Here is a 23,089-nt window from a genome sequence, read left to right as displayed (position 1 = left end):
TGATTTTAAGCGTCTATTAAAAGACATTTACAATCTAATCAACCTAAACTCATGAAAAAATCAGTAACAAAAATTATCGCAATCCTATTTATAACTACGGTTTTCACTTCTTGTGCAGTAGATATGTTAAATAGAGTAACCGGAAACAGAAATGTAATAACGGAAACAAGAAAAACATCGAATAGCTTTACAGGGATTCAAGTAAGTACAGGCATTGATTTATACATAACGCAAGGTGCAAAAAACAAAGTAATTGTAGAGGCAGATGAAAACTTGCACGATATTATTATGACTGAAATTGAAGATGGTATTTTAAAAGTTTATTCAGAAAAAGGTATTTGGAGAGCAAAAGCAAAAAAAGTACATGTTACTGTTACAGACTTAACACTTTTAAGTGCCACAAGCGGAAGTGATGTTCGTGGAAAAGGAGTTATAAATACCAATGACATTTCTATTTCTGCTACTAGTGGTGCCGATATTAATATTACTGTACATGCAACTAGCCTAGCAACTAATGCTACAAGTGGCGCAGATATTAACATTGCAGGAACTACAAAAAACCATGCTTCTAACGCTACAAGCGGAAGCTCTATAGATGCGTATGATTTAGAAAGTAAAAATACCATTGCTAAGGTAACAAGCGGTGCAGATATTAATATTTATGCTTCAGAAAAATTAGAAGCATATGCAACTAGCGGCGGAGATATTGATTTTAAAGGAAACCCAAAATCAATCAATAAAAAAACGTCTTCTGGCGGAAGCATTTCTAAAAAACAACACCAATTCATCAACCAAACTAAACAACTATTATGAACTCTTTTTTAGAACCATTTAGAAATTCTTTTGTTATTAAAGTGATTATTTTTATTGCAATGTTATTCTATAACTTTGTTTTAAACGCTCAAGTTGATGACAATTCTGATCTCTATAAAACATTAAAATCTAAAGACAGTATTATTTTTAAAAGAGGGTTTAATCTTTGTTAAACTGAAAAACTAAATGCTATTATTGATGATGATTTTGAGTTTTATCATGATGTTTCTGGTATACAAAACAAAACACAATTTTTAACTATTATAAAGAAGAACCTTTGTACTAAACCAGGAAACAATACAAGACAATTGGTTGCTAATTCTTTAGAAGTACATCCACTAAAAAACAATGGCGTTTTATATGGCGCCATTCAGAAAGGAAAACACACGTTTCAAGAAAAACAAAAAGGTGTATTAAAAACTGTTGGAATTGCAGCTTTTACACACCTTTGGATTTTAGAAAATAATATTTGGAAATTAAAAAGGGTTTTGAGTTATGATCACAAACCGTATTCCGAATAAAAAATTATTAGAAAGCTAACGTTGTTGTATATGGTTTGTTGCGTGTTTTAAGCACCTAATTTAGCAAATACATACCGAATAGAAAATCCGCGAGGATTTTCGTAAGTAGGCTAGAACTAGCAATAAATTATATACGGTGTTGGCTATAGTACTTATTTTCGGTTTATCATTTTCTTTTTAACGTCTCCGTCAGGTGAATCTTTTCTTTTTCTTTAAATTCCATAATTTTTCCATTTCTATCAACTATTACATTTAGGTTATCCATGATGGAATCATAAAGAATTGTAATCATGTAAGCTGGACAATTATGTTTTAAGCAACCTGTTAATTTATAGATGCTATTTTCAGAAACTATAGGAGTCTCAACATTAAACTTTTCTACAATTTCTTTATAGTTGGCTCCTGTTAATTCTTTCAATCTGTCTGAAATTTCATTATTTCCGAAAAGTTTAATTTCACTAGGATATTTTCCATTATTCTTTGAAATTATATTTTCATATATTTTAGAGACTGATTTCTCTAGTTGTTCAATTTGATTATTCTCAGTTTCATTTTTAGATTCTTGATTCTTTCTATTGCAAGAAAAAATCAGAAATACCATTAGAATTGTAATTCCTATAATTGTTCTTTTCATTATCGATATTTAGATTTATTGTGTTAAGTTATTGAATAGGTCTCAATTATGCTTGTATTATAGCTAACGGTTTTGTATATGATTTGTTGCGTGTTTCAAGCAACTAATTTAGTAAATAATTATCGACCAAGAAAGTCCGCGAGGACTTTCGCAAGTAGGCAAGAAGCCAGCAATAAATTATATACGGTGTTGCCACACGTATTTATTTTTTCCGCTTTCTGTTTTTTATTGTCACTATAGAATGTCCACTTGCTTGATACCAATTATAATAACCTCTCGGAAGTCGTTTGAACAATTCAGAGAATTTTTGCTTTAAATCAATGTGTTTGTAAACAATCGTAATCAGTTTCTGTGCTTTAAAACGTAATTCAATTTTTTCTTTATTATTCTCTTTTAAAGGATAGATTTCTTCAAATCCATATTCTCTTTCAATGTTAGTTGATTTGATTTTAAAGAAAACGCCTCCACTATCAAGAAATCCGTATTTACTGCATTCTACGTCTTCGCTACACTTTTTTATAGTTTCAATTTCATTTTCTTTGAGTTCGGTCATTAGTTCTTTCACAACTTTTTCGTCTATTGGATTTTTATCGACAATGTCTTTATCTTTTATATTCCATAAATTTCTCCAAGTTCTGTTCAACCAATTTGTCCGCCATTTTCCTTTTGTAATTTCTGTAATTACATTTCCAGCATATTTTCCATTTCCGTATTCGATTAATTCAACTTTTTGAGGTTGATTAATAACTGAAATCTCATATGTTCTTTTTTTATTCTCTTGAGCAAATAATAGAGAAATGTTTATTAATAAAAAGAATAATATGTAAAAGGTTTTTTTCATTTGGTTCTTATTTCAGACGAATATAAAGTCAGTTTATTCTATTAAAAATCAAAATAAGTGGAATGGTCATTTCGATTAGCCAAGAGTGCTGTCATATGTGTGGCAACTTCTAATATTAGTACTAATACTTGGTTTTATTAGTTTACTTGGTAAGTCGTCGTTTTGTAAAAAACGACGCTTACTTTTTTATGTTAAAGTTATTTTACACGTTTTTCAAAAAATGAATCTGCTAATTTTACTGGACTCACCAAAGGCAATTTAAAATCTACAATTTTAGCTGTTGGTGTATATAAATCTTTTTCATCTTTAGAATACCAAGTAATTTGTTTAGGTAAGATAAAACCACTTACGTTTTCCCAAGAATTATATCTTATCATTTTATAAGTATCAACAGGAGCTTTAGATTTAAATGTTACCGTATACGCTAACCATTCCATTTTAAAGGTTTCTGGATTGTAATACACAATATAATTATCATCAGGAGAAGTACCTACGTTTGCTTTATAAGAAATTTTATAACCAGGATAATTGACTCCTTCAAACACAAAATCATCTACTTTTTCATAAGTAATTCCGTCATCTGCCAAGACAAAAGGCATGGCATAAAAATAAAAATATAAGTTGTAATAAAAAGCAGGATCTCTTTTTAAACCACCTTCAACCTCTTCTAAAGACCAAATTTCATTTCCATCAAAACCTAATGAATATTTTGGTGATTTTACAATTATCTTACGAGAATGTAAATCGGTAATATGTACCTCATCTTCTTTATTAAAAGATAATACTTGCACTTTTCTCCATTCCTTAATACCTCCGTGAGCTTCAAAAACTTTTCCTAATTCTTCTGGAAATGTTTCTTTTTGTACCTCTACTTTCTTTACTTCTGTTTTAACCTCTTTTTTAGATTCATTTTTACATGAAACTGCAATTACAACAATTAACAATAAAATTATTTTTTTCATCTTCTAAACTTTAAATTATATAGTTGCAAATATATTTACTTTACAGGCTTAGAAAAAAATGAATCTGTTAAATCATTTTTATTTATTGATGCCTCCATAAATACCATTGCAGGTCTTGCAGCTTCTGTTGGTACACCAGCTTCGTCAGTTTTAAACCAAGTAATTTCAGAAGGTAAAACCAATCCGTTTAGATTGTTCCATTTACCATATTTAATTACATTAAATTTATCGCTTGTTTTTTTAGTACTAAAGGTAGCCGTATACGCCAACCATTCCATTTGATATGTTTTTGGGTTGTAATATAATTTGTAGTTATCGTCAGGAGAACTACCTGCATCCGCATTAAAAGAAATTTTATAACCAGGATATTCTACATTATCAAAAGTTAAAGGAGCTATTTTTTCATAAGTAATCCCTTCATCCGCTAATACAAAAGGCATGGCATAGAAATAGAAGAAAAGGTTATGATAAAAAGCAGGGGTTCCCTTAAAACTTCCTTCCTCTGCTTCATCTAACCAAACATTTGTTCCGTCAAAACCAACAGCATACTTAGGTGCATGAATTACATTTATACGAGATTTTAAATCTATTGTATGTACTTCATCTCCTTTTTTAAACGATAAAATTTCTGCATTTCTCCAAGTATCAATTCCTCCGTGAGCTTCAAAAACTTTTCCTAATTCCGCAGGGAAACTTTCTTCTTTAACCTCAACTTTTTTAACTGTTGTTTTTACCTCATTTTTAGGTTCATTCTTACAAGAAATAACAAATGCTACAATTAACAATAAAAGTACTTTTTTCATAATTCGATAATATATTTAAATTCGATAATTTACGAAGTCGTTTTTATTGATTTTTCTTTACAAAAAGAATCTACTAAATTTAAATTTTAGATTGATAGGTGTATAAATCAAAATACCTACCTTGTTTAGCAATCAGCTCATCATGGGTTCCTCTCTCTGCAATACTTCCTGCTTCTATTACTAGAATTTGATCCGCTTGCTTAATCGTACTCAATCTGTGTGCAATTACAATGGTAGTTCTGTCTTTAACTAATTCTGATAAACTTTTCTGAATTAAAGACTCACTTTCTGTATCTAAACTAGACGTTGCCTCATCTAAAATAATAATTTTTGGATCTGCTAAAATAGCTCTTGCAATTGCCAATCGCTGACGCTGACCACCAGAAAGCTTCACACCTCTTTCACCAATTAAAGTATCTAAACCATCATCAAACCTGTCTGTAAATTCGTCTACATAGGCAGCTTTCACTGCATTCTGTAATTCCTCTTCTGTTGCATCTGGTCTAGGAAATAAAATGTTTTGTCTAATCGTTCCTTCAAATAAAAATTCATCTTGTAAAACAACTCCCAAATTTTTTCTGTAACTAGATAGTTTTACCTTGGACATATCTTGATTGTCAATTGTAATCGTACCCGATTTCGGATTTAAAAAAGTGGCAGATAAACCCGCAATGGTAGATTTACCAGAACCAGAACTTCCCACCAAAGCGGTTACAGAACCAGAAGGTACTTTAAAGTTGATGTTATTCAACACTTCTTTTCCTTCTTCATATTCAAAAGAAACATCATCAAAAATAATTTCTCCTTTTAAATCATCCAAAACAATCGTTCTGTCTTTATCATCTTCTTCTGCAGCCATATTCATCAACTCTTCAGTTCTATCTAAACCTGCCAAAGCTTCCGTTAATTGACTACCAATATTACTCATTTGCACAATTGGAGCAACCATAAATGCGAGTAGAAATGTAAATTTAATAAACTCACCAAACGTCATAGTACCTTGTATCATAAAATAACCTCCAATTCCCATAACTCCGGTAGTTGCTAACCCAATTAACAACGTTGATGAACTTGTCATAATCGCAGTTGCAGTCAAACTTTTTTTAACATTTATAAAAATGTCTGCGACTCCTTTTTCAAATATTTTACTTTCTTGCTCTTCTGCATTAAAAGCTTTAATGACTCTAATTCCACCTAAAGTTTCTGTTAAACGTCCTTTTACTTCTGCATTAATTTTTCCTCTGGCTCTAAAAATAGGTCGTATGTATTTAAAAGATTTTAAAGCAATAAATCCGAAGATTGATAAAGGCACAAAAGTAAAAACCGTCATCCAAACATTCATTTTAATCAGAATAACCAAAGTTACAATTGCTGTAAAAGAACCTCCAATTAATTGAACCAAACCAGTACCAATTAAATTTCTAACACCTTCTACATCGGTCATAATTCTAGAAACTAAAGCACCAGATTTTGTGTTATCAAAAAAGCTAATAGGCAAAGACAATACTTTTCTTTGTACTTGCGCTCTTAATTCCGAAATTAAATATTGCGCCTGAATACTCAATACTTTTGTCAATAAAAAGGAAGTAATTGCTTGTACTAAAATAGCACCAATAACAATAAAGATTAAGTTATATAATTGACTGTAATTTTTATTAGGAACTACCTCATCCATTAAAACTTTACTCTGCATTGGCAAAACAAAACCAGATAAACTTCTAATAATAATTAAAATTAAACCTAAAAAAACCAAGTTTCTTCTTGGCCAAATAATGGTTTTAAAAGCCTGTTTTAAAGTTACTCTAGGTTGGGTTTTATTTTTTTTTGAATCTTTAAGATGTTGCATGTTTTATTTTAAGAATATAGATAAATACCAATGTCAATTTACATGCCACAGAATAGAAGTCTGACATATTTACAAAGTTACAACAAACAAAAGGACACTCTTTTCTATATTGTTTTATTAGGGCGTTCCCTAAAAAAGGGCGGGCTATCCGTTACATCTTTTTTACAAAAAAGTAAAAAAGGATACCACTACTATCCCTAACGCAAAACCATAAATACTTAAATTTAATATTTTTCTTATTTTTAATTTAGTGCTGTTTAGATTAAAAATCATCAATATCAAAAAGCACTACTTAGAAATTGTAAAAAGATATTTTACCATCAGCAACTATATTAAATTAGCATAATTAACATAAACCACTCAAAAATAAACCTTTAAAAAACATATATTTACAATCATCAAAATCCGAAAAAGTGAAAAAACCTTACCAAATAACAGTAAATAACACGTTCGATTTTAAGATTGACAAAAAAGATATTTTAAATCTAGATTCCTTAAAAATTTCAGATTCAGAATTTCATGTCCTATATAATAACATATCGTACAAAACAGAAATCACAAAAGCCAATTTTCAAGAGAAATCATATGCTGTAAAAGTGAATAATACAGTGTATCATATCAGTATTTTAGATGAATTAGATATCCTTATCAAAGAAATGGGATTCGAAATTGGTAGCATAAAGGAAGTCAAGGAGATTAAAGCTCCTATGCCAGGATTGATCTTAGATATTACTGTTTCAGTTGGCTCGGAAGTAAAAGAAGATGATACCCTTTTAATACTAGAAGCCATGAAAATGGAAAACGCTTTAACATCACCAAGAGCTGGAATTATAAAATCGATTTCGGTTGCAAAAGGTGATACTGTAGACAAAAATCAACTTTTAATAGAATTTGAATAAGGAAACAAGCTCCCTACAAGACTTTCAAGAACTTGTAGGTATTAAAAATACGTTTTCGTTTGACTTTAGTGAAAATAAAAATTTTGTATGAAAAAACTTTTAATAGCAAACAGAGGAGAAATTGCCATTCGTATTATGCGAACTGCAAAAAAAATGGGCCTAAAAACTGTTGCTGTGTATTCCACAGCAGATAGAAATGCACCTCATGTTCGATTTGCAGACCAAGCAGTTTTAATTGGTGAAGCACCATCCAACAAATCGTATTTATTAGGCGATAAAATTATTGAAGTTGCTAAAAGATTAAACGTAGATGCCATTCATCCTGGTTATGGATTTTTATCTGAAAATGCCCATTTTGCTGAAACTTGTGAAAAAAATAATATCATTTTTATTGGACCAAAATCTAAATCCATAAAAATAATGGGAAGCAAATTACAGGCAAAAGAAACTGTAAAAGCATACAATATACCTATGGTTCCTGGTACAGAAGAAGCTATTACAGATATATCAAAAGCTAAAATAATTGCAAAAGAAATAGGTTTTCCTATTCTTATAAAAGCTTCTGCAGGTGGTGGTGGAAAAGGAATGCGTATTGTAGAAAAAGAAGCTGAATTTGAACCTCAAATGAATAGAGCTATTAGTGAAGCTTTAAATGCTTTTGGTGATGGAGCTGTTTTTATAGAAAAATATGTTACTTCTCCAAGACATATAGAAATTCAAATTTTGGCAGATGCTCATGGCAATGTGGTACATCTTTTTGAACGCGAATGTAGTATTCAACGTCGTCATCAAAAAGTAATTGAAGAGGCTCCTTCAGCTGTGTTAACTCCAGAATTACGTCAAAAAATGGGAGAAGCAGCCATTAAAGTCGCAAAATCTTGTGATTATTTAGGTGCGGGTACTGTTGAATTTTTATTAGATGACAATCACAATTTCTACTTTCTAGAAATGAATACACGTTTGCAAGTAGAGCATCCGGTAACGGAACTTATTACTAATACCGATTTGGTGGAATTACAAATTCGTGTTGCTCGTGGTGAAGTACTAGCTATAACACAAGAAAATTTAAAAATTAACGGACACGCATTAGAGTTACGTGTCTATGCAGAAGATCCCTTAAATGATTTTTTACCAAGTGTAGGAAATTTAAAAGTTTATAAATTGCCAGAAGGCAAAAATATTCGTGTAGATAATGGTTTTAAAGAAGGTATGGACATTCCTATTTATTACGACCCAATGTTGTCTAAACTAATTACCTACGGAAAAACACGTGAAGAAGCAATTGAGTTGATGACTACTGCCATCTCTAATTATCAAATAGAAGGAATTGAAACCACCTTACCTTTCGGAAGTTTTGTATGCCAACATGATGCTTTCCGTTCCGGAAATTTTGATACTCATTTTGTTCAAAAATATTATTCACCTGAAGCCATAAAAAATCAACAAAAAGAAGAAGCAAAAATTGCTGCACTTATTGCGGTTAAAAAATATATAGAAGATCAAAAGTTATTAAGAATACCAGTAAGCAGTAAGTAAAATTAAAACTTAGACACAGAAATATATTTTTCATAGAAAGTAATTTCAAAAAGACAAAAGACGAATCATACAAAGCTTTATGCTTTTGCGAGAAAATAAACACAATAATGGAATCTAAAATAAAAATCCTTAACGAAAAACTCGCTCAAGCATACTTGGGTGGTGGTCAAGATAAAATTGAAAAGCAACATCAAAAGAAAAAATTAACAGCAAGAGAACGTCTAATGTACTTATTAGATGAAGGTTCTTTTGAAGAAATAGGTGCTTTAGTGACACACAGAACTACAGACTTTAACATGGAAAATCAAATTTTTTATGGAGATGGTGTAGTAACAGGATATGGAACTGTAAACGGAAGATTGAGCTATGTTTTTGCACAAGATTTTACGGTTATTGGTGGTTCTTTATCCGAAACAAATGCAGAGAAAATTTGTAAAATTATGGACTTAGCACTTAAAGTTGGTGCGCCAATAATTGGTTTAAACGATTCTGGTGGTGCTAGAATTCAAGAAGGCGTCCGTTCTCTTGGTGGTTACGCAGATATTTTTTACAAAAATGTGCAATCGTCTGGTGTTATTCCACAATTATCTGCCATTATGGGACCTTGTGCTGGTGGCGCTGTATACTCCCCAGCAATGACAGATTTTACCATTATGGTAGAAAACACAAGTTATATGTTTGTTACAGGACCAAATGTGGTAAAAACAGTTACCAATGAACAAGTAACAAGTGAAGAGTTAGGTGGAGCAAGTACACATGCTACAAAATCTGGAGTGGCACATAAAACAGCTTCTAACGATATTGCATGTTTAGATGATATTAAAAAACTTTTAAGTTATTTACCCCAAAACAACAAAGAAACTCCTGCCCTTATACCTTTTAAATTACAAGATGAAATTAGAGACGAACTTTCTAACATTGTTCCTTTAGATGCTAATAAACCGTATGATATGCACAAAGTTGTATCCGGAATTATTGATGTAGACTCTTTTTATGAAATTCATAAAGATTATGCAGAAAATATTATTGTTGGTTTTGCTAGATTAGGTGGCAGAAGTATTGGTATTGTAGCCAATCAACCACAGTTTTTAGCGGGAGTTTTAGATGTAAATAGCTCAAAAAAAGCTGCACGGTTTGTTCGTTTTTGTGATGCTTTTAATATTCCGCTTTTAGTATTAGAAGATGTACCAGGTTTTCTTCCAGGAACAGATCAAGAATGGAATGGTATTATTGTACATGGTGCAAAATTACTATATGCTTTTAGTGAAGCTACAGTTCCAAGAGTTACCGTAATTACACGTAAAGCTTACGGAGGAGCTTATGATGTTATGAACTCTAAACATATTGGAGCAGACATGAATTTTGCATGGCCAAGTGCAGAAATTGCGGTTATGGGCGCTAAAGGAGCTGCCGAAATTATTTTTAAACGAGAAATTAAATCCGCAGAAAACCCAGAAGCAAAATGGAAAGAAAAAGAAGCAGAATATGCATCGCATTTTGCGAATCCCTTTAGTGCTACACAACGTGGTTTTATAGATGAAGTTATTCTACCAAAAGAAACGAGACGAAAATTGATAAAAGCTTTTTCTATGTTAGAAAATAAAGAAGTAACCAAACCAGATCGCAAGCACGGAAACATACCTTTGTAACTATATTAATTTAGCACAAATTAACAGATAACTCATTAAAAAACAGGTCGTTTTTTGTAAATTAGAGTTATGAATACTATTGCGAAACGAATCTCTGATTTTTTAAAAGACTTCCCTCCTTTTAATATGTTGCATAAAGATGAATTATTGGCCATCAGTAAAGCTGTAGACATTCTTTATCTAGAAAAAGATTCCGATTTATTTATTACGGGAGCACCTATAAAAAATCAGTTTTATGTAGTAAAAGATGGCGCTATTGGTTTGTTTGAAGAAGAAACAAATGTTTTAGTAGATGAATGTGATGAAGGTGATATTTTTGGCTTGCGAGCACTTATACGTAAAGACAGTTATAAATTAACCGCTACAGCTCTTGAAGAAAGTATTGTGTATAGTTTATCTTCTGAGTTGTTTGAAAACTATATCACCACAAACCCAGAAGCAAGCGCTTATTTGATGACGAGTTTTGTTTCTAACACACGTTATTCTGAACTAAATCTTCAAAAACCGAATCAATCGTCAGAAGGTATTCAAGATTTTTTTGAAGAGCAATCCATCGATTTTTCTAAAAACCCAATAAACTGTTCTCCAGAAACAAGCATAAAAGCTGCGGCTATTATAATGACACACAAGCGAGTTGGTTCTATCGTTATTACAGAAAAGAACAAACCTTTAGGCATTATTACCGATAAAGATTTACGTATAAAAATTGCTACAGGAATTATTTCTATAGAAGAACCTGTTACTAAAATAATGTCTTTTCCTGTAATTACCTATCCAGAAAACATTACCGTAGCAGAAGCACAAATTGCCATGTTAAAATATAAAATTACACATTTGTGTATTACAAAAGATGGCACACCTAATTCTGATTTAACAGGAATCTTATCTGAACACGACATTATAGTTGTTAGAGAAAATAACGCCTCTGCATTGGTAAAAGAAGTAAAACGCACCTCAACTACAAAGCAATTACAACAGATTAGAAAACAAGCAGAACAACTCTTAAAACGCTACATAAAACAACAAATACCAATTGTATTTGCCTCTAAAATACTTTCTGCAATTAACGAAAGTATTACACAAAAAATCATTGATCAATCTATAAAAGAAATGCCAACCCCACCGCCAACTACCTTTGCTTGGTTAGCTATTGGGAGCCAAGGTAGAGAAGAGCAATTGTTACTTACAGACCAAGACAATGCACTAGTGTTTAACAATGTAGATAAAAATAATTACAAGAAAACACAACAGTATTTTTTAATGCTTTCTAAAAAAATCAATCAAAAGTTAGAGATTGTTGGTTTTGAATTGTGTCCTGCAAACATGATGGCAAGCAATCCTACATGGTGTTTATCGGTTTCTCAATGGGAACATCAATTTAAAAAATGGATTATAACCCCAGACCAAGACAACTTAATGTTGTGTACAATTTTCTTTGATTTTGATTTTGTGTTTGGTGATAAAAACATAGTAACCACTTTATCTGAAGGTATTTTTAAATCGATTGCTTCTCATGATATTTTTTTAACCTACTTGGGTTTAAATGCCTTAAAAAACCCACCTCCATTAAGCTTTTTTAGACAGTTTTTAGTAGAACGAAATGGAGAGCATAAAGATCAATTTGATATTAAAGCACGTGCAATGATGCCATTGGTTGATGCCGCTCGCTTATTAATTTTATCAAAAAATATTAAAACACACAACAACACCATTGTTAGGTTTGAAAAATTGGTGGAATTAGAACCACAAAATAAAGATGTATTTCTTGCTTGCCTAAAGGCATTTAAAAATTTACTTTATTTTAGAACACAACAAGGTTTATTACACAACGATTCTGGCAGGTTTATAGATTTAAAAACGCTAAGTAAAGCCAATCGTTTAGAGTTGAAAAGCTGTTTTAAAGCAGTAAAAGATGTTCAAGACTTAATTCAGACTAGATTTAAACTCTCACAATTTTTGTAATATGAGTTGGTTCAGAAAAAAAGTATATCCGCCTTTTTGGGAATCTTATACACAATGTTTTAAAGAAAAACCAAACGCTGAAGTTGAAAACATCCGTTTTGTTGTTTTTGATACAGAAACAACCGGATTGGATATCAAAAAAGACAGAATACTATCTATTGGAACCATTGCAGTTATTAGCAATACTCTTAAAGTTTCAGACAACCTAGAATGTTACATTAAGCAAGATTTATATAACATTGAAACTGTAAAAATTCATGGAATTTTAAAGGAAGGAACTATTAATAAAATAACGGAAAAAGAAGCTATTATTCAATTTTTAGAACACATTAAAAATGCTGTTTTAGTAGCACATCATGCTGCTTTTGATGTTGCTATGATTAACCAAGCGTTAAAGCGATTGCATTTACCAAAACTAAAAAACAAAGTATTAGATACAGGACATTTGTTTCAAAAATTAAAATTAGATACTTCAAAAAAACACTTTAGTTTAGATCAATTAACACTTCTATTCAACATACCTCAGCATGATAGACATACGGCTTCTGGAGATGCGTTTATTACCGCTTTGTTATTTGTAAAACTACTTGGTGTTTTAAAGAAAAAGAATACAGTTTTATCCTTAGCCTATTTGCAAAGAAGTAATGAAAGAATTGGTCATTTATAAAAAGTATTCACTTATTTTAGAATGCAATTCAAAATATATTATAAAAAAAAAGGCAGCTCCAAACCTATATTTGGAGCCACCTACAAAAAAAACTAACTTAACAACTAACTCATCTTATTTTTTAAGCTTTTAAAATTATCAACATGTTCTATATATAGATTTCTATATTTTTTATGCTCTTTGTAAAAAAATAAATCACATTCCAAATCAATACATTCAGTAGGGTTATTTAAGACGTTTCTGTATTCTAATAATGTATTTTGTATCCTCCTATTATTCTCAACAATTGTAGAAAACTCTTTACTTAAATTACTCCTTTCAAGGTTTTCTAGTTCTATATCATTACATTCTTGTGAGATTTCATTTAGATCCAACATCCATCTATTTACTTCTTTTAGACTTCTTTTTTGAATTATTTGATTTTCGGTTTGCTCAATATTTACCTGCATAATTATTATTTATTTTGTTATACTTTCTGGCTGCATTACTTCTAAAACTTTTAATTCTTTGATGCCACCCGGAAAATCCCATAATATTAAATCTCCTTTTGCATACCCAAAAACAGCAGTTCCCATTGGTAGCAATAATGATATTTTATTTTCTAAAACATTTCCTTTAGAAGGCACCACCAACTCAAAAGTTTTCTCCCATAAGCCATCTAAAGCTCTCACTGTTACAGAAGAGTTAAGCCTTACAACATCTTTTGGTATTTCTTTTTCTGTAACAACTTTTGTTAGATTTCTTAACTCTTCTTGTAACTTAAAAATATGACTCTTTACCGTCTTTGATTCGACTACTTTGTTTAAATTTAAAAGTTTTTCGACTATTAAAAACTCTTTTTCTTCAATAATTAATTGACCATACTTCATTTTTTCAAAATTTAATTCTACGGACAAACACTACGTTGTACATACGTTCTTTCTAATTGCTCTATAGCCAAAAGATAGACAACAAAATACATTTCTAATTTGTCTATTTTTGGCAACACTTCCTACTTTAATAAATACTTCTCACACTTTTTTTCTGAAGCCATTCAAAACAAGAATCGATAAAACCTTCCAGAATTGGTTACATTTAATATTATCTAATTAAGGTTTAAGTTTACCAATTCAGTAGTATTTTAAACTACTTCAGTACGTTTTCCCATAACGGATTTGTAATTAAATGATTTCAATTTATTTCTCGCTTATTTAGAAGCTAAAATCTGGTTTTAAGATTGATGTTGAGTCTGTTTCTAATACATCTTTTTTCTCATATTCACTACAAGACCAAATAGCATTTTTATTTGATGTTAAACTACAGTCTACTCTATAAATACAAGTATTACATAAACTATTATTATTGAAAACCATAATTATCTTTTTAATTACAATGATTTATTAGCAAGCGATATGCCATCTTTATCCAAAACAAGAAAAACACTAACAAACACCTTAAAAACAACAAGTTAAAAACACATCAACTAATACCACAAAAAAAGCAGTTGAGGAATAATTCCTCAACTGCTACTTTTTTACTCGTTTTTTAAATATTACTATTTTAACTTTTCTCGAAGTGTTTTTCTATCAATTTTAAGAATTTCTGCAGCTTTTGTCTTATTGTTGTTTGTCGCTTTTAATACCTTTAAAATATATGTTTTCTCAAATTCTTTTAAAGACAACAATTTGTTTGTTTTAGAAAAATCGATTTGATACTTTATATGATCTGGCAAATGCTCTACATCTACAAATCTATCAGACATAATAATGGCTCTTTGTATTACATTTTCTAATTCTCTAATATTACCTGGCCAATAATAATTTTTTAATACCTCTAAAGCTTCGGGAGTCATTTTTAAAAAACGGTCTTTGTATTCTAATCCATATTTGAATAAAAACTTGTCTACCAACAACGGAATGTCCGAACTTCTTTCTACTAAAGTAGGTACCTTAATTTCTACTACCGTTAATCGATAGAACAAATCTTCTCTAAAACGCTTTTTCTCTATTAAATCCTTTAGGTTGATATTTGTTGCAGCAATTACCCGAACATCAACTTTTTCTGCTTTTTGAGAACCAACCCGTACCACCTCTTTCTCTTGTAAAACACGTAACAATCTTAATTGAGTTGCTAACGATGCATTGCCAATTTCATCTAAAAAAATTGTACCATTATTCGCTGCCTGAAAAAAACCTTTTCTATCTTTTTCGGCTCCTGTAAATGCTCCTTTTACATAACCAAACAATTCTGATTCTAATAAATTTTCTGGAATTGCCCCACAATTTACCGCTACAAAAGGTGCTGAGGAATATTTACCCATATAGTGGATAGAACGGGCAACCAACTCTTTTCCTGTTCCGCTTTCTCCATAAATAAAAACCGTTGCTTTGTTATTTTTTAAGCGCTCTATTACATCTGTAACTTTTTTCATTGCAGGCGATGATCCTATTAATTCGCCATACGGTTTATGAGTTTCTGCTACTTTTAACTTGGTAACCGTATCTTCTTTAGATTTTATTTCTAAAGATTTTAAAATTGCCGTTTTAAGTTCTTCTTTTGTAAAAGGTTTCGTAATATAATCTACTACCCCAGATTTCATAACCTCTAAAGCTCCTTCTATAGACGGAAATCCTGTAACTACTAATTTCGGAATTTTAGGATAATGCTCAGACGTGTATTTAATCAACTCTAAACCATCTACGTCTGGCATTTGCAAATCTGTAATTAATAAATCTATAGAAGTGTCTTTTAAAATTTCTAATGCTTCTTTTACAGATATTGCCTTATAAGTATGATAATTTAAAGATTGTAAATGCCGTTGTATGAGTTCTAAAATAAGAATATCATCATCTACAATTAATATATTTTCTTTGTTTAGCATCTTTTAATTTTTAGGAAAACTAACAACAAAAATAGTACCTTTTGGGGTATTTGGTTGATGAATTATAGTCCCCTTATGACTTCTAATAATTCCATGTACCACACTTAACCCTAAACCAGAACCGTCTCCAATAGGTTTGGTTGTAAAAAAAGGATTAAAAATATTTTCTGAATTGACAGGTTCTATTCCAGGACCTTCATCAGAAATTCTAATTTGTACATTTTTAGATTTTTCTATAACATCAATATTTATGTTTCCTTTTTCTGGCGAAAAATAAATGGCATTAATTACAATATTAAAAAACACTTGAGTTAGCTGAATTTTATCGACCTTTAACTGAATTTTATCACTTGAAAAAGTAATGTTACAACGTATGTTTTTTTTATTAAAACTAGGTTTTAACAAACTAATTGCCTCATTAATAATAACGTTTATTTCTACAGATGCCATTTGCTGTGGCATTTCACAAGAAAAAAACATTAATTTTTTAACAACTTCTCTAGAATAAATAGCGCTATCAATAATTTTAGTTAAATCTTCACTCCCAACTTTATCGTCTTTATATTGTTCTTTTAACAACTCTGCAAAACCTAAAATATTTGCTAAAGGTGTATTTAATTCATGTGCAATTCCCGCCGTAATTTCTCCTAAAATAGTAAGCCTACCTACTCTTTCAATTTGTCTTTTGGCAATCTCTTCTTTTTCATTAATTTCTTTTCGCTCTAAAAAATCACCAATTTCTGAAGCTATTTTATGCAACAATAGTTTTTCTTCTTCTAAAAAAGAATTTTCAGAAAATTTTTGTTTTGAATAACCAATCGTTATAGAACCTTTAATCTTACCAAACGTTTTTATTGCAGAAATAATAAAGATAGCATCTTCTATTTTTTCTCCTTCTACAAAAACAAAATTCTCTACTTTAATTTCTACAAATGCTTCTTCTGGAAATCTAATTGCTTCTTTTAAACTGATGGCTATTTCTTTTAACAATTCTGTTAAATCATTAAAAGAATTATCTTTAATTAAAGAACTAACTCGATACAAACAAGTTAGTTCTTTAATTCTTTCTTTTAATTTATCTTCTAGCGTAATTTGGCTTTCCATTTACAAATAAAAAATCTAACGAATTACAATTTATGATCAATGATACGTTGTACAATCTCTGGATTTAAAAGTGTACTTGTGTCTCCTAAATTATCCATTTCATTACAAGCAATTTTACGTAAAATACGTCTCATAATTTTCCCTGAACGTGTTTTAGGCAATCCTTCTGTAAACTGAATTTTATCTAATTTTGCTATAGGTCCTATTCTGTCTGTAATTAATTGATTGATTTCTTTTTCTAAATTATCATGATTTCTATACTCTCCAGAATCCTTTAAAGTAATATACCCATACAATGCACTTCCTTTAATATCATGAGGGAAACCAACAATAGCAGATTCTGCAATAGCAGGATGTTCATTAATAGCATCTTCTATTGGTGCTGTCCCCAAATTATGTCCAGAAACAATAATTACATCATCTACTCTACCCGTAATTCTGTAATAACCCACCTCATCTCTTAAAGCACCATCTCCTGTAAAATACATGTCTTTATAGGTAGAAAAATAAGTTTCTTTATATCGCTGATGATTTCCCCAGATAGTTCTTGCAATACTTGGCCAAGGGAATTTTATACACAATCTTCCTTCTACCTGATTCCCTTTTAACTCACCTCCGTTTTCATCCATTATTGCAGGTTGAATTCCTATAAAAGGCAAGGTTGCATACGTTGGTTTTGTTGGCGTTACATAAGGTATTGGAGTTATCATTATTCCGCCTGTTTCTGTTTGCCACCAAGAATCTATAATAGGACTTTTACCTTTACCTACATTATCGTTATACCAGTGCCACGCTTCTTCATTTATGGGTTCACCTACAGAACCTAATACTTTTAAAGAAGTTAAATCATAATTATCTAATAATTCTGCTCCATGTTTTGCTAAAGCTCTAATGGCAGTTGGTGCTGTATAAAATTGATTGATCTTGTGTTTTTGTATAATATCCCAAAAACGACCAAAATCTGGATAACTTGGTACACCTTCAAACAACACAGTGGTTGCTCCATTAGCTAACGGTCCATAAACAATGTAAGAATGCCCAGTAATCCAACCAATATCTGCAGTACACCAATACACATCGTTTTCTCTATATTGAAATGCATTTTTAAATGTATATGCTGTATACACCATATAACCAGCAGTTGTGTGTACCATTCCTTTTGGCTTACCTGTAGAACCCGATGTATATAAAATAAATAAAGGATCTTCTGCGTCCATTATTTCTGGGTTGCATTCTTTAGAAGCATTGCCTAATAATGGTTGCAACCATTTATCTCTTCCTTCTTTCATCTGGATGTCTGCCTTTGTTCTTTTTGCAACCAATACATTTTCTACTCCAGGACAACTTTCTAAAGCTTCATCTACGATACCTTTTAAATCGATTGATTTTTTCCCTCTAAAAGAACCATCTGCAGTTATTACCATTTTACAATCAGAATCATTAATTCTTGTTGCCAACGCTGTAGATGAAAAACCAGCAAAAACAACAGAGTGTATCGCTCCTATTCTAGCACACGCTAACAAAGAAATTGCTAATTCCGGAATCATAGGAACGTAGATACAAACTCTATCTCCTTTTTTTATTCCGTGTTCTTTTAAAACATTTGCAAATTGATTCACTCTTTCTGATAATTGCTTATAAGAAATATGCTCTGCAGGTTCGTCTGGATTGTTAGGCTCAAATAAAATAGCCGTTTTATCTGCTTTTGTAGATAAATGCCTATCAATACAATTTTCTGTAACATTTAATTTTGCTCCTTGAAACCATTTAACTTCTGGCTTTGAAAAATCCCAATCTAAAACCTTGTCCCATTTTTTTCTCCATAAAAAATGCTCTTCTGCTATTTCTTCCCAAAAGACTTCTGGTTCTCTTATTGATTTTCTATAAACTTTAAAATATTCTTCTAAGTGTTTTATGTGATAATTACTCATACTTTATATTGGTTTAATTATTTAAGGGCATTTTACTATTAATGCCTAGTGTAACAAGTTAGTTTTCTATTTATAAATTACTTTGTACTGTCTCTGATAAACGTTTTTTATTTCGTCTATAATAGTGAAATCATTAATCGTAGACCGTATATTATATTGCATGTTATTTGCAATATTGCGTAACAATTTACGAAGAATTTCCCCACTTTTAGTTTTTGACAATCTATTTATCATTAACACATCTCTAAAAGATGCTACAATACCAATTACATGGCGTACATCTTTTATTATCTCTTTTTTAATGTGTATCTTTTTATATTCTTTTCCTGATATAAAAGCGATACTAACAAGCATTGTACAACCACTTTCGATTTGCTTACAATGGTCAATAATCGAAACTTTTAAGTGTTCTTTAATCCATGCTAATTGACTTGCTTGTTTACTCCAAAAATCTTTTGGCTTAAGAATACATTTTCGATAAAATTCTTGGTATTTCATGGTCTTGCTTTTTTAGAATCAAATAAGCCAAACCAATTAGGATTTAATATTTTAAGTTTAATAAGTGCCCAAATAATAGTCACAAAAGAAAGCCCTAAAACTACAGATAGAATAGGATCTACGTTTCCGTTATCTTCAAACTTAAACCTAAAATACAATGTACTTACTACATAAATACTTATAAAAATATCTGATGTAAGCGGATTTAGTTGAAATTTCATGTCTTTAAATATTAATTAAAAATTGTTTGTTTGCACACTAAATCAATATTTAATAACGATAAAGACGCTCTTTAATTTAACAGTTCCAATATTTCTGAAACTATTTTTTTTATTGAAAAAGGTTTTGTTAAATACTTATCTGCTCCAAGTTTTAAACCTTTTTCAATGTCTGAAGCTTTATTTTTTGCTGTTAAAAAAACCACTTTCGTACCTTTTAAACTAACCGTATTCTTAATATCTTGTATGGTTTGATAACCATCTACATTTGGCATCATAATGTCTAACAAAACAATGTTAGGCGTCTGATGTTTTAAGATCTCTAAAGCTTCACTTCCATCTCTTGCTATATACACTTCAAAATCTTGTTTTTTAAAAGCGTACTCTAATGACATTACAATATTTGGTTCGTCATCAACAATTAAAATTTTATTCTTCATACTTTAAGGGAACAATTTACTTAAAAGGGATGGTAAAAACAAGTGTTGCTCCCTTTTTAACACCTTTTTGTGCCCAAATTTTACCGCTATGTTTATCTACAATTTGTTTGGTAATTGCCAACCCCAATCCACTACCTTGTGGCTTTCGTGTATTTTGATGTTTAGATTGATAAAATTTATCAAAAATAAACGCATGATCCTCTTCCGGAATCCCTTTACCATTGTCAGATACAGAGATTTCTACCAATGCATTTCCTAACCTATAATCTATTTCTATTTTCCCTGTTTCTGGTTGACAGAATTTAATAGCATTAGAGATTAAATTGGTTAACACCTGAAGAATTCTATCTTCATCATAATATACCTTAAAAGAGGCTAAATTTTTTACAACTATTTGCACTCCTTTTTTCGCTGCAATTTGAGCTGTACTGCCAATTGCTTTGGTAATGGTCTTTTGAATGTCTACATATTCTAAATCTAGATGTAACCTACCCGTTTCTAATTTTTCAAAATCTAAAATATTATGAATTAAGCGTCCTAAACGTTCAGAATCTTGAAGAATGTTTTTCAAAAATTGCGCTTTCACTTCTTTAGGCATATCATCCTCTTCATCCATCAACAATTCTGTTGCAGCCCGAATCCCAGTAATTGGCGTTTTAAGCTCGTGCGCAACCGTATCTAAAAACTCATCTTTTTGCTTGTCTTTACTAATCAACTCTTCATTTGCATCTTTTAATTTTGATGATAATTGAGATAATTCATTCGATTTTTCCAGTAAAACCTTATTGTTTACAATATTCTCTTTAGATTCTTCTAAAATTTTTAAAACCTCTACCAAACTAATTTGCTCTTCTTTTACCACACTTGCAATTAATATTTTAGCCGATGCAGAACCAATACTTCCTGTTAATAGTTTTTCAGAAAAATTAATTAAACGCGCATCTCCCAACTGGGTGTCTAATGGTAATTTATATTTTGTGAAAAATATCTTAAGAGCACGAGTAGCGCGTTCATCACCTAAAAAACGAACTAATACATTCTTAATATCCGATACATAAGCTTCTCCTTTCCAAACAAAAGCATTTTCTTGCAATGAAGTAAAACTCGTGCTATCTACAAACATTTCTGCATAATTACGCTCTCTATAATTTCCTTTAGAGGTTAATGAAAACACTAAATAACTCATTAAATTAAAGGTTAAACTCCAGAAAAACGCATGTGCTGGTGGACTTAAAAAATCGATACCAAATAATGCATTAGGTTTTAAGGCGGTAACACCAAATAACCCATGTTGCATAAAATCATCTGTACCAGTAATAGCTTGTAAAGTAAAAGGTAAAACCAAGGAGTAAGAGGCAATACAAAAACCGATTATAATTCCGATAATAGCAGCTTTTGATGAACCACGATTCCAAAATAAACCAATAAAAAAAGAAGGTGCTAATTGCGCAATAATAACAAAGGAAATTAGTCCAATGGAATATAAAGAAAGTTCTTTTGAAAATAAAACATAGAAGAAATAAGCAGAAATAATAATGGTAAAAATAGAAATACGTCTAATATTTTTAATGTATTTAGAATTACGCTCAGGTTGATTTTTTATAAATTTATCTAAAAATCCATAAGGAATAATTAAATTATTACTAACCATTGTTGATAGTGCCAAAGTAGAAACAACAACCATAGAGATTACTGCTGAAAAACCACCTAAAAAAACGAGCGTAGCTAAAAATGAATTACCGCTTTCTAAGGGTAGTAATAAAGAATAATATTCTGCATTTTGGGTAGAACCAAAAGTTAATTTACCTGCCCAAGCTATAAAAACGACAAAGATATTAAACAGTAATAAATACAAAGGAAACAACCATATTGCTTTTTTTAAATGCTTTTCTCTGTTGTTTTCTAAAACAGAAACTTGAAACTGACGCGGCAATAAAAATATAGAAATAAAAGAGAGCGCAATCAGAAAAAACCAATTGAAACCATCTTCTACCCCACTTAAAACAGTCAGCTCTGTAAAATTTTCTGTCTTTGATATTTGATCATAAATATCTACTGTGCCATCAAATAAGTAAAAAGTAATATACCCACCAATAATCGTAAAAAAAACCAATTTTAAAACGGATTCAAAAGCTACTGTAGCAATAATCCCTTTGTGTTTTTCTGACGCATCTGTACTCTGCGTACCAAAGAAAGCTGCAAAAATAGCCAGTATTAAAGCAACATAAAAAGTAGAATCATCAATAATAGATGTAGAAACATAACTTGTTTCATCTGACATGATCTCAAAAGTTTCGGAAACGGCCTTTAACTGCAAGGAAATATATGGTAAGGTTCCAAAAAGACAAACAACAGTTACTAAAGCTCCTAAAAACCGATTGTTTCCGTACCGTAAAGAAATAAAATCTGCAATGGAAGAAATTTTATGTTGTTTAGAGATTCTAATAATTTTTCGGAGTACAATAATCCATAAAGGAGCTGCTATAACAGGACCTAAATAAATAGGTAAAAAGTTAATACCAGAAGTAGCTGCAATACCTACGCTCCCATAATACGTCCAAGCAGAACAATATACTGCAAGAGATAATGTATACACATAAGGATTATTAACCCACTTGCTTTGTCGTTTTTTTTCAGCAAAAAAAGCAATATAAAACAACACTGCCAAATAGATAATAATGATGGTTATTAATGTAAAGCTATTCATAATGACGATTTAAAACGATATATGAAATTACAATGGATAATAACCAAGCAGAAAATATGGAAAAATAAAAAGTTGGAATGCCATACACCGCTCCTTCAAAATTAAAAATTAAGACAAACGGTACATTAAAAATTAAAAACAATGCAATTGATAATACAATTAACTTCTGTTCATGTCTTTTTTTCATTGATTTTCTTT

General features: G+C 30.6%; 24 protein-coding genes. 8 read left to right on the top strand and 16 right to left on the bottom strand.

The features are described 5' to 3' along the window. Positions 1-51: 51 nt before the first annotated feature. From WG945_RS17635 to WG945_RS17625, 3 genes are all read left to right on the top strand, one after another. Entirely contained in the window at positions 52-813 is a 762-nt protein-coding gene (locus WG945_RS17635; protein ID WP_068450484.1) for a head GIN domain-containing protein, read from the top strand. Beyond that, entirely contained in the window at positions 810-986 is a 177-nt protein-coding gene (locus WG945_RS17630; RefSeq protein WP_157603669.1) for a hypothetical protein, read from the top strand. Before WG945_RS17635 ends, WG945_RS17630 begins: the two co-directional genes overlap by 4 nt. Before the next feature lie 135 nt (positions 987-1,121). After that, positions 1,122-1,334 carry a hypothetical protein gene (locus WG945_RS17625; protein WP_340866736.1) on the top strand — a complete coding sequence of 71 codons (213 nt, stop codon included), beginning with the start codon at positions 1,122-1,124 and terminating at the stop codon, positions 1,332-1,334. A gap of 166 nt (positions 1,335-1,500) precedes the next feature. On the opposite strand, the gene WG945_RS17620 is transcribed toward WG945_RS17625, so the two are convergent. From WG945_RS17620 to WG945_RS17600, 5 genes are all read right to left on the bottom strand, one after another. Continuing rightward, positions 1,501-1,968, bottom strand: a complete 468-nt coding sequence (locus WG945_RS17620; protein ID WP_282073671.1) for a hypothetical protein — start codon at positions 1,966-1,968, stop codon at positions 1,501-1,503. A gap of 202 nt (positions 1,969-2,170) precedes the next feature. Beyond that, the gene (locus WG945_RS17615; protein WP_068450071.1) at positions 2,171-2,809 is read right to left on the bottom strand and encodes a hypothetical protein; all 639 of its coding nucleotides are present in this window, start codon (positions 2,807-2,809) and stop codon (positions 2,171-2,173) included. Between the two features lie 197 nt (positions 2,810-3,006). Beyond that, positions 3,007-3,771, bottom strand: coding sequence for a DUF6503 family protein (locus WG945_RS17610; protein ID WP_068450069.1), 765 nt, complete (start codon positions 3,769-3,771; stop codon positions 3,007-3,009). Between the two features lie 35 nt (positions 3,772-3,806). Beyond that, the gene (locus tag WG945_RS17605; protein ID WP_068450067.1) at positions 3,807-4,574 is read right to left on the bottom strand and encodes a DUF6503 family protein; all 768 of its coding nucleotides are present in this window, start codon (positions 4,572-4,574) and stop codon (positions 3,807-3,809) included. Positions 4,575-4,653: 79 nt separating this feature from the next. Next, positions 4,654-6,420 carry an ABC transporter ATP-binding protein gene (locus WG945_RS17600; protein WP_068450065.1) on the bottom strand — a complete coding sequence of 589 codons (1,767 nt, stop codon included), beginning with the start codon at positions 6,418-6,420 and terminating at the stop codon, positions 4,654-4,656. Positions 6,421-6,833: 413 nt separating this feature from the next. On the opposite strand from WG945_RS17600, the gene WG945_RS17595 reads away from it, so the two are divergent. The 5 genes from WG945_RS17595 (at position 6,834) to WG945_RS17575 (ending at position 13,133) form a co-directional block, all read left to right on the top strand. Then, positions 6,834-7,319, top strand: a complete 486-nt coding sequence (locus WG945_RS17595) for an acetyl-CoA carboxylase biotin carboxyl carrier protein subunit (RefSeq protein ID WP_068450063.1) — start codon at positions 6,834-6,836, stop codon at positions 7,317-7,319. Between the two features lie 87 nt (positions 7,320-7,406). After that, a complete protein-coding gene (gene accC / locus WG945_RS17590) occupies positions 7,407-8,855 on the top strand; it encodes an acetyl-CoA carboxylase biotin carboxylase subunit (RefSeq protein WP_068450062.1) in 1,449 nt (482 codons plus the stop codon). Between the two features lie 107 nt (positions 8,856-8,962). Continuing rightward, a complete protein-coding gene (locus tag WG945_RS17585; protein ID WP_068450060.1) occupies positions 8,963-10,504 on the top strand; it encodes an acyl-CoA carboxylase subunit beta in 1,542 nt (513 codons plus the stop codon). A 69-nt stretch (positions 10,505-10,573) separates the two neighbouring features. Further along, on the top strand, positions 10,574-12,466 hold the full coding sequence (locus WG945_RS17580) for a DUF294 nucleotidyltransferase-like domain-containing protein (protein ID WP_068450059.1): 1,893 nt from the start codon (positions 10,574-10,576) through the stop codon (positions 12,464-12,466). 1 nt (position 12,467) lies between these two features. Continuing rightward, positions 12,468-13,133 carry a 3'-5' exonuclease gene (locus WG945_RS17575; protein ID WP_068450057.1) on the top strand — a complete coding sequence of 222 codons (666 nt, stop codon included), beginning with the start codon at positions 12,468-12,470 and terminating at the stop codon, positions 13,131-13,133. Positions 13,134-13,237: 104 nt separating this feature from the next. On the opposite strand, the gene WG945_RS17570 is transcribed toward WG945_RS17575, so the two are convergent. The 11 genes from WG945_RS17570 to WG945_RS17520 form a co-directional block, all read right to left on the bottom strand. Beyond that, complete coding sequence (locus WG945_RS17570; RefSeq protein ID WP_068450055.1) at positions 13,238-13,582, bottom strand: hypothetical protein; 345 nt, start codon at positions 13,580-13,582, stop codon at positions 13,238-13,240. A gap of 9 nt (positions 13,583-13,591) precedes the next feature. Next, entirely contained in the window at positions 13,592-14,002 is a 411-nt protein-coding gene (locus WG945_RS17565) for a GreA/GreB family elongation factor (RefSeq protein WP_068450053.1), read from the bottom strand. Positions 14,003-14,323: 321 nt separating this feature from the next. Further along, entirely contained in the window at positions 14,324-14,485 is a 162-nt protein-coding gene (locus WG945_RS17560) for a hypothetical protein (RefSeq protein ID WP_157603639.1), read from the bottom strand. 182 nt (positions 14,486-14,667) lie between these two features. Further along, entirely contained in the window at positions 14,668-15,993 is a 1,326-nt protein-coding gene (locus WG945_RS17555) for a sigma-54-dependent transcriptional regulator (protein WP_068450052.1), read from the bottom strand. 3 nt (positions 15,994-15,996) lie between these two features. Next, positions 15,997-17,097, bottom strand: coding sequence for a sensor histidine kinase (locus WG945_RS17550; protein WP_068450051.1), 1,101 nt, complete (start codon positions 17,095-17,097; stop codon positions 15,997-15,999). 23 nt (positions 17,098-17,120) lie between these two features. Next, positions 17,121-19,028: an acetate--CoA ligase gene (gene acs, locus WG945_RS17545; protein ID WP_068450050.1), complete on the bottom strand. Its 1,908-nt coding sequence runs from the start codon at positions 19,026-19,028 to the stop codon at positions 17,121-17,123. Positions 19,029-19,094: 66 nt separating this feature from the next. Then, positions 19,095-19,526 (bottom strand): hypothetical protein, encoded by a 432-nt coding sequence (locus WG945_RS17540; protein ID WP_068450049.1) that lies wholly within the window; start codon positions 19,524-19,526, stop codon positions 19,095-19,097. Beyond that, positions 19,523-19,747, bottom strand: a complete 225-nt coding sequence (locus tag WG945_RS17535) for a hypothetical protein (RefSeq protein ID WP_068450048.1) — start codon at positions 19,745-19,747, stop codon at positions 19,523-19,525. The genes WG945_RS17540 and WG945_RS17535 overlap by 4 nt, the downstream gene beginning before the upstream one ends. Positions 19,748-19,818: 71 nt before the next feature. Next, the gene (locus tag WG945_RS17530; protein ID WP_068450047.1) at positions 19,819-20,184 is read right to left on the bottom strand and encodes a response regulator transcription factor; all 366 of its coding nucleotides are present in this window, start codon (positions 20,182-20,184) and stop codon (positions 19,819-19,821) included. Between the two features lie 16 nt (positions 20,185-20,200). Then, on the bottom strand, positions 20,201-22,891 hold the full coding sequence (locus tag WG945_RS17525) for a sensor histidine kinase (protein ID WP_068450046.1): 2,691 nt from the start codon (positions 22,889-22,891) through the stop codon (positions 20,201-20,203). Then, complete coding sequence (locus WG945_RS17520) at positions 22,884-23,078, bottom strand: hypothetical protein (RefSeq protein ID WP_068450045.1); 195 nt, start codon at positions 23,076-23,078, stop codon at positions 22,884-22,886. Before WG945_RS17520 ends, WG945_RS17525 begins: the two co-directional genes overlap by 8 nt. Positions 23,079-23,089 lie beyond the last annotated feature (11 nt).

Origin of the sequence: Polaribacter atrinae, assembly GCF_038023995.1 — a bacterium.
GTDB classification, from domain to species: domain Bacteria; phylum Bacteroidota; class Bacteroidia; order Flavobacteriales; family Flavobacteriaceae; genus Polaribacter; species Polaribacter atrinae.
Note: the sequence above shows the minus strand (reverse complement) of the source record. Positions and strands in the feature narration are given on the sequence as shown.